General features: G+C 45.2%; 8 protein-coding genes. 2 read left to right on the top strand and 6 right to left on the bottom strand.

Going from position 1 to position 8,513, the window contains the following annotated elements; translation table 11 throughout:
- The first annotated feature begins 477 nt into the window (after nucleotides 1-477).
- A complete protein-coding gene (gene miaB, locus A3757_RS16375; protein WP_068638191.1) occupies nucleotides 478-1,842 on the top strand; it encodes a tRNA (N6-isopentenyl adenosine(37)-C2)-methylthiotransferase MiaB in 1,365 nt (454 codons plus the stop codon).
- Nucleotides 1,826-2,878 carry a PhoH family protein gene (locus tag A3757_RS16370; RefSeq protein ID WP_082865270.1) on the top strand — a complete coding sequence of 351 codons (1,053 nt, stop codon included), beginning with the start codon at nucleotides 1,826-1,828 and terminating at the stop codon, nucleotides 2,876-2,878. Before miaB ends, A3757_RS16370 begins: the two co-directional genes overlap by 17 nt.
- Nucleotides 2,879-3,063: 185 nt before the next feature.
- Here A3757_RS16370 and A3757_RS16365 read toward each other — a convergent pair whose 3' ends face one another.
- From A3757_RS16365 to lon, 6 genes are all read right to left on the bottom strand, one after another.
- Nucleotides 3,064-4,368, bottom strand: a complete 1,305-nt coding sequence (locus A3757_RS16365) for a TRAP transporter large permease (protein ID WP_082870357.1) — start codon at nucleotides 4,366-4,368, stop codon at nucleotides 3,064-3,066.
- Nucleotides 4,365-4,772, bottom strand: a complete 408-nt coding sequence (locus A3757_RS16360) for a TRAP transporter small permease (protein WP_082870356.1) — start codon at nucleotides 4,770-4,772, stop codon at nucleotides 4,365-4,367. Before A3757_RS16360 ends, A3757_RS16365 begins: the two co-directional genes overlap by 4 nt.
- Nucleotides 4,773-4,893: 121 nt before the next feature.
- A complete protein-coding gene (locus A3757_RS16350; protein ID WP_068638188.1) occupies nucleotides 4,894-5,376 on the bottom strand; it encodes an EAL domain-containing protein in 483 nt (160 codons plus the stop codon).
- 47 nt (nucleotides 5,377-5,423) lie between these two features.
- Nucleotides 5,424-5,867 carry a response regulator gene (locus tag A3757_RS16345; protein WP_068739941.1) on the bottom strand — a complete coding sequence of 148 codons (444 nt, stop codon included), beginning with the start codon at nucleotides 5,865-5,867 and terminating at the stop codon, nucleotides 5,424-5,426.
- Between the two features lie 185 nt (nucleotides 5,868-6,052).
- Nucleotides 6,053-6,328, bottom strand: a complete 276-nt coding sequence (hupB, locus tag A3757_RS16340; protein ID WP_068506893.1) for a nucleoid-associated protein HU-beta — start codon at nucleotides 6,326-6,328, stop codon at nucleotides 6,053-6,055.
- Nucleotides 6,329-6,593: 265 nt separating this feature from the next.
- The coding region (gene lon, locus A3757_RS16335; protein WP_068739938.1) for an endopeptidase La at nucleotides 6,594-8,513 on the bottom strand (1,920 nt) is incomplete at its 5' end.

The raw sequence follows: 8,513 nt of genomic DNA, 5'->3' as shown, positions 1-8,513 counted from the left end.
AACCGTCTTTTGTGTTTTGATCTTTAAGGGATAAACCGAAGAACCACAGAGGACACCGGGCGCTTCGCTGCACAGAGGAAGAGATGGAGACACACCTAAAAAGGCTTTTATCTTTTCTCTGTTTTTATCTTTTCTCTGTGTAGGCCGCAGGCCTCTCTGTGCCCTCGGTGGTGAACCGTCTTTTGTGTTTTGATCTTTAAGGGATAAACCGAAGAACCACAGAGGACACCTGGCGCTTCGCTGCACAGAGGAAGAGATGGAGACACACCTAAAAAGGCTTTTATCTTTTCTCTGTTTTTATCTTTTCTCTGTGTAGGCCGCAGGCCTCTCTGTGCCCTCGGTGGTGAACCGTCTTTTGTGTTTTGATCTTTAAGGGCAGTCTTTAGCGACAGAAAAAACTACACCCACTGCCTGCTTAGATGTATAATCTGCCGCCTATTTTTTAAGCAACTCTTTTCGCAAGCGATTGATATTTAGATGACCGACAACACGACCAAGAAGCTTTTTATTAAAACTCACGGCTGCCAGATGAATGAGTACGACTCATCTCGCATGACAGACTTACTGCAAGACAGTCATAAAGTTGAGTTAACCGAGAACGAGAGTGATGCTGACATCATTCTTCTTAACACCTGCTCTATTCGTGAAAAAGCACAGGAAAAGGTCTTTCACCAGCTTGGTCGCTGGAAGAAGCTTAAGGAAAGCAACCCGGAACTAACTATCGGAGTTGGTGGTTGCGTTGCCAGTCAGGAAGGTGAGGCGATTCGTTCTCGCGCGCCTTTTGTAGACGTGATCTTTGGCCCACAAACGCTTCATCGCCTACCAGAGATGATCGACGCATCAAAAACAACTGATGTAGGCGTGGTCGACATCAGCTTCCCTGAAGTTGAAAAGTTTGACCACCTCCCTGCTCCCGGTATAAATGGCCCTTCTGCGTTTGTTTCAATTATGGAAGGCTGTAGCAAGTATTGTACTTTTTGTGTTGTGCCTTACACGCGAGGTGAGGAAGTTAGCCGCCCTGTTGATGACGTACTGGCAGAAATCTCCCACCTTGCTACTCAAGGTGTGCGTGAAATCAACTTACTCGGCCAAAACGTTAACGCCTACCAAGGTGAAACGCACGATGGCGATATGATGGATCTTGCTGAGTTAATCACACTAACCGCAGCCATTGAAGGCATTGACCGAATTCGTTTTACAACGTCGCATCCGGTTGAGTTCAGTGACTCACTTATCGACGTTTATGCCGATACTCCTGAGCTGGTAAGCCACCTCCACCTTCCTGTTCAAAGCGGTTCAGACAGAATACTGAATGCGATGAAGCGCGGCCATATGGCATTAGAGTACAAATCTAAAATTCGCCGTATACGTAAGCACCGCCCTGATATTAGTATCTCTTCAGACTTTATCATTGGCTTCCCTGGCGAAACCGAGAAAGACTTTGAAGACACCATGAAGCTGATCAATGACGTTGGCTTTGACGCTTCTTTTAGTTTTATCTATAGCGCGCGCCCGGGTACACCAGCAGCAGATTTACCTGATGAAACAAGCGAAGAAGTTAAAAAACAACGACTGCAAATTCTGCAGCAGCGCATTCTTCAACAAGCTCAAGATATTAGCCGAAAAATGGTCGGTAATACCGAACGAATTCTGGTCACAGGTTTTTCTAAGAAAGACCCCGGGGAGCTACAAGGCCGAACCGAAAATAACCGTGTTGTGAACTTCAAAGCGAAGCAAGACCGCTCAGATAGTGCCTTGATCGGGCGCTTTATCGACGTGAAGATTACCGATGCTTACGCAAATTCATTACGTGGTGAAAGAGTCGATGAGCAAGACTACTAAAAAAGAAAAGTTAGCCAGACGGCAAGACAAGCAGCCTGACGATAAAGTCAAAACAACGAGCACTGGCTCCATTACCATTAAAGAAGTTGCACTGACGCCTTTTGATAATGACCGCCTCGCCTGTTTGTGCGGCCAATTTGATGAAAACATCAAACACCTGGAGATGCGCCTAGATGTTAAGATTAGCTATCGGGGCGCTGTTTTCAAAATACGTGGCGAAAAAGCTGAAGCATCTCAGGCGGCGCTAGAGATAATCAGACACCTATATCGAGAGACCGAGGATAATTCGAGCATTAGCCTTGAAATGGTTCACCTCTTTGTTCAGGAGTTTGGCGTTGATGCTATTTCGAGCGAGCTATCAGAAGAAGCTCGACTAATCAAAACACCTCGAAGCCAAGTTAAACCTCGCGGCGAGAACCAGTGCCAATATGTTGCTAACATTAAGCAGCATGATATTAATTTTGGCTTAGGCCCTGCTGGTACTGGCAAAACCTACCTTGCTGTTGCTTGTGCTGTAGAAGCGCTAAATAACGAAGAAGTTAAACGCATTCTGCTAGTTCGGCCCGCAGTTGAAGCAGGAGAAAAGCTTGGCTTTCTGCCTGGCGACCTGGCTCAGAAAGTTGACCCTTACTTGCGCCCTCTCTATGACGCGCTATATGAAATGCTAGGCTTCGACCAAGTCGCCAAGCTCATGGATAAGAACATCATAGAAGTCGCACCACTCGCCTTTATGCGCGGCCGAACACTTAATAATGCTTTTATTATTTTGGACGAAAGCCAGAACACCACACCCGAACAAATGAAGATGTTCCTGACCCGAATTGGTTTTGGCTCAACAGCCGTTATTACGGGCGACCTAACCCAAACCGACCTACCTAAACACGCGATGTCGGGCTTAGCTCAGGCTCAGCGCGTTTTAAATGGCGTAAAAGGCATCAGCAGCATCCACTTCCGCCCATCTGATGTTGTCAGACACCCTATTGTTCAACGAATTGTAGAGGCTTATAACAAGCACGATACGCAGGGAAAGGCTTAAACCACAGAGGACACCGAGCGCTTCGCTGCACAGAGGAAGGGATTAAGACACCCTAAAAACCTTTTTATCTTTTCTCGGTGTAGGCCGCAGGCCTCTCTGTGACCTCTGTGGTGAACCGTGTTTTATGTTTTGATCTTGAAGTGATAAACCGATGAACCACAGAGGACACCAAGAGTAGAGAAACTCTAATCTTTCATTTGCCCAGGCAACCACAAAGCTATTTCAGGGAAGATCAGCAGCAGTAGTACCATAACCAAGCTTATTACTACGAATGGTAAGGCACCCTTAAAGACAGTTGTTAAGGGTATATCCGGAGCAACGCGCTGCATTACAAATACATTGATACCGATTGGCGGCGTAATCAGCGATAGCTCAATCATCATAACGATAAAAATACCAAACCAGACCGGCTCATATCCTAAAGAGGTCACCAAAGGGAAGACAAAAGGCAAGGTGAGGATAATCATCCCAGAGGTGTCTAATACAGCCCCGAGCACCAGATACAAGAGCAATAGAGCTAACATTATCAAGAAAGATGAATCACCCCAACCGGCGATGGACTCTATCAAGAGCTGAGTCACGTCAGTCTGCGCCATGAAGCGGCTAAAGAATACGCCTCCTAAGAATAACAAAAAGATGTTGCCGCTCAGCGAAACGCTTTGGCCCAAACTTTCTTTCAGAATCATTGCACTTAAGCGTCCGCGAAATAAGGCAATAACGAATACCCAAGCCAAACCAATAGCCGCGGCCTCTGTTGGCGTTGCATAGCCTCCGTAAATACTACCCAAAACAATAAGCATTAGTGACAATGCCGGCAGGAGTTTTGGTAGCGCCTTGATCCGCTCTGCCACCGAGTAATGCTCACCACCCGGTGCAAGCTCGGGCTTGAGCTTACAGCGAATCATGACATATAGACCAAACATCAAAGCTAATAGAATTCCCGGAATAATACCCGCTATAAACAGGTCGCCTAGCGAGGTTTCCGTCCAGGCCGCATAAAAGACCAAAGGGATACTCGGAGGAATAAGAATGGCGAGCACACCGGCTGATGCGATTGAGCCAGTCGCAAGGCTTTGGTTATAGCCGTAACGCCGCATCTCTGGCATCAGCATTTTGCCCATTGCTGTGACTGTTGCAACACTAGAGCCTGTGACCGCTCCAAAGGTTGCTGAGCAGCTGATAGATGTGATCGCCAAGCCACCGGGAATTCGCCCGAACCAGCGGTTAAAGCAATAGAAAAGATCTTTACCCAAGCCCGTTGTTTGAGCTAAAGCTCCCATCCAAACAAATATAGGTAAGGTCACCAATACAAAGTTACTGGCGACTTCCCAACTAACCAACTGAAACTGAACGATAGCCGACTCAAAGCTCTGAAGGTAGACATTTCCAAGCAGACCTACCGCTATCAAAGCGATAGCAATCGGTACACGCAGAGCAATTAATATAAGCAAGCAGGCCATGGCCAACAGGCCAACACTTTCAGAGTTCACGAATGCCCCTCTTTGGTTCGACCAGAACCTTGGCTAGCCCATAGCAAACTCAATGATTGAAGCGTTGTCACAAGCCCGATAAAAGCCATCAAGGCATAGAAAGGCCAATAAGGTATGTCGATAGTATAAGCTTGATCTTCATAGGTATAGCTATCTATCGCGCCCAACACCGCCTGCCAAACGACAAGTAGCGAGAACAAAACCAAGAAAACATATGAAGCGCATTTTAGGGAGCGTTGCTTAGAAGCCGACAAGGCTTGGTAAAGCAGGTCAACACTCAATAATTCATGGCCCTCTATACACTTTGGAATCGCTAATAAAGAACATGCTGAGTAGCAGCAAACCCGACAATTCGTGAGCCCAAGCAATGGGAGAGGAAAATAATGAACGCAAAATAACGTCACTAATTACAAGTAAGACCAGTGACGGCAGAACAAACAAGGTGTTAAGACCGTTTAAGAAATTAACGAGTTTTTTTAAGATTTGGTCAAGCATAGAATGGAAGCGACGGAGGGTTCACGCTTATTAGCTTGACTCTTGATCAGGTAAGGGGCCAGGCATCACGATGCCAAATCCTTGAGCAAAGTCTATTCCAATTTCTCTTAGCGCTTCGCAAGTCGCATCATCCTCAACAAACTCTGCGATCGTCTCTAGACCCGCTGCGTGCGCTATCATATTGCACGACTCCACAATCCCTCTATCAATACTGTCGCTCAACATATTCTTAACAAAGCTCCCATCAATCTTCAGGAAGTCGACAGGAATCGTTTTAAGATAAGAAAAAGAGCTCAAACCAACACCAAAATCATCTAGCGCAAACTTAAAGCCTAGCCCTCTAATTTCATTAATAAACTCTACCGCATCAACCAGGTTATCGATTGCAGAGGTTTCTGTAATTTCAAAACAAATTCTCTGAGGCAGCAGGTCATATTCTTTTTGCCAGATCTTGATATCATCAAAAAATGACTGATCACTCAAGGTTGAACCTGACATCGTCTTCGGAGTCATCGACGATTAATATTCGTATAATCTTACCTTCCACTAAATGCATATAGCTACCTTGATACCGGAGAAAGGTTAATGTCTAACCAATAATTCCGAAGTGCTGAGATATTGTCTTTAAATTCATTTATATCAAAAGACTTTTGAATATAGCTGTTTGCGCCGGCCCGATAACCTTCCTGAACATCTCTCTCTTCATCGGAGGAGGTTAGGATGACAACAGGTAGGCATTGAGTGTCCAGGTTGTGACGAAGCTCTTTCAACACATCCAGACCATGAACTTTTGGCAAATTCAAATCGAGGAAAACCACCCTTATCTCAGGGTCGAACTGCTGGCCAGCGTACTGCCCCTTTCCACACAGGTAATCAATCGCCTCTTGCCCATCCCTAACAATGACAACATCTTTCTGCTCTACGCCCGCTTTTTTAAGCGCAAACAAAGCCAACTCTTCTTCACCTGCATTATCTTCTACTAACAATATCTTTGCCGTACTCAAAGCGAACATCCTCCTTTTGCTTATCCTTTAAGTTTAGCCCCATATTAGATTTATGCCAGGTACTGTCAAAACACCCCAAATCATTCCGACTCACTTAGCAATTCACGAATTACAGGCACAAAAAAAGCCGCTAAGAGCGGCTTTTTTCTAACTTACTAAAGTAAGCCGATTCAACAAACAGCTTACTAGCCGTTTACTGCATCCTTTAGGCCTTTACCAGCTTTAAAGCTAGGAATCTTGGCAGCAGCGATTTGAATTTCTGCACCAGTCTGTGGGTTACGACCAGTTCTTGCTGCACGATCTTTCACAGAGAAGGTACCAAAACCAATCAACGTTACCTGATCACCTTCTTTAAGTGCATTTGTAACTGATTCTACAACCGCGTCGATAGCACGACCAGCGGCTGCTTTAGAAATGTCTGCAGATTCTGCAATTGCATCAATTAGTTCAGACTTATTCACACTAAACCCCTTTTGAGATAACTGTAAACATACGAGACTTTCGCAGAATGCTGCAAGGTAATCTCTGTATATAATTTATAATGATGTGCTTTTTGATTCTTAGAAATCTTACACTTTTAAAAACATTCGTCAATTGTATCTTTGATACTCAAAAAGACAACTAACAAATATCACATGACAGGTCGGAGCCCCCTAAATTACTGCTGCCTGACGTCAGACTGTTTTATACCAACTGAGCGAAAGCCCTGTCAAGCAGCCTGAGCGCCTAATGTGTATTTATTCTCTCAGAAGCCTCATCTTTCACCTCTGAACCTTCTTTTTCGGACTTTTGCAGCATTTTTTCCTTGTGTTCATCACTTTCGGGAGAATACGCCAAAGCGCGCTCTAAAACTTCGTCAATCCACTTAACCGGTACAATTTCGAGGTCTGCTCTAATATTATCCGGAATTTCCTTCAAGTCTTTTTCATTTTCTTGAGGAATTAGAACTAGTTTTATTCCACCTCTATGTGCCGCTAATAACTTTTCTTTCAAGCCACCAATAGCAAGGACCTGACCACGCAAGGTTATTTCACCTGTCATCGCAACGTCTGCACGAACTGGAATGCCAGTAAATGAGGAAACCATTGCCGTGCACATTGCGATACCCGCACTCGGCCCATCTTTTGGCGTCGCACCTTCAGGAACATGGACATGAATATCATGCTTTTCATGAAAGTTGTCATCGATATAAAAGCCGCCAGCTCGACTTCTTACAACAGTCATAGCAGCTTGTATTGACTCCAGCATTACATCACCCAAAGACCCCGTCCGAACAACCTTACCTTTACCCGGCACAGTACTACATTCAATTGACAACAACTCGCCGCCAACCTGCGTCCATGCCAGACCAGTAACCTGCCCTACCCGGTCCTTTTCATCAGCCATGCCGTAACTAAATTTGCGCACACCTAAGTACTGATCGATATTTTTGCTATCTACGGTAATCTCAATAGCCTCTTTAGACTCTAGAATTTCCTTCACTACCTTGCGACAAACTTTAGCAAGCTCTCGCTCCAGCCCTCGAACACCCGCTTCTTTGGTGTAATAACGAATCACATCTCTTATTGCATCTTCGGCAATAGCGAGCTCACCTTTTTTCAGGCCATTATCTTTGATCTGTTTCGGGATCAGGTATTTTTGCGCGATATTGATCTTTTCATCTTCGGTGTAACCCGGAATACGGATAACCTCCATACGATCAAGCAAGGCCGGAGGGATGTTCATTGAGTTTGAGGTACAGACAAACATAACATCGGACAAATCATAATCTACTTCTAGATAGTGATCATTAAAGGTATGATTTTGTTCTGGATCTAACACCTCAAGCAAAGCCGAAGCCGGGTCACCACGATGATCAGCACCCAATTTATCGATTTCATCAAACAAGAACAGCGGGTTCTTCACTTCGACTTTAGAAAGCTTCTGAATCAGTTTACCTGGCATTGAACCGATATAAGTTCGGCGATGACCACGAATCTCTGCTTCATCACGCACACCACCCAGTGCAACACGGGTATATTTTCGGTTTGTTGCCTTCGCAATAGATTGCCCCAAGGAGGTTTTACCTACACCAGGAGGCCCAACCAAACACAATACCGGCCCTTTAAGCTTCTTAACCCGGCTCTGCACTGCCAAATATTCAATAATACGATCTTTAACTTCTTCCAGGCCGTAATGGTCCGCATCAAGAATTTCTCTTGCCTTAACGATATCGTGACGAACTTTACTTTTCTTTTTCCAGGGAAGGTTTACAAGCCATTCAACATAGCCCCGCACAACAGAGGCCTCTGAAGACATCGGCGACATCATCTTCAACTTTTTAAGCTCTGCTTCAGCCTTCTTCTTGGCCTCTGCACTCATACCCACCGTTTGAATTTTGTTTTCCAGCTCTTCGAACTCGTTACCACCTTCGTTGATCGCTCCCATTTCTTTCTGGATAGCTTTCATTTGCTCATTCAGGTAGTACTCGCGCTGACTCTTTTCCATTTGCTTCTTAACACGACCACGAATGCGCTTCTCGACCTGAATCAGATCAAGCTCGCCTTCGATAACAGCTAACAACATTTCTGCACGCTGCCCGACATTCAACTCTTCCAGAACATCCTGCTTATCGGCTATTTTGAGTTCCAAATGAGCAGCAACGGT

The sequence above is a fragment of the Oleiphilus sp. HI0117 genome, assembly GCF_001635235.1.
The sequence above is the reverse complement of the archived record's forward strand: the minus strand, read 5'-3'. Positions and strand labels throughout refer to the sequence as shown.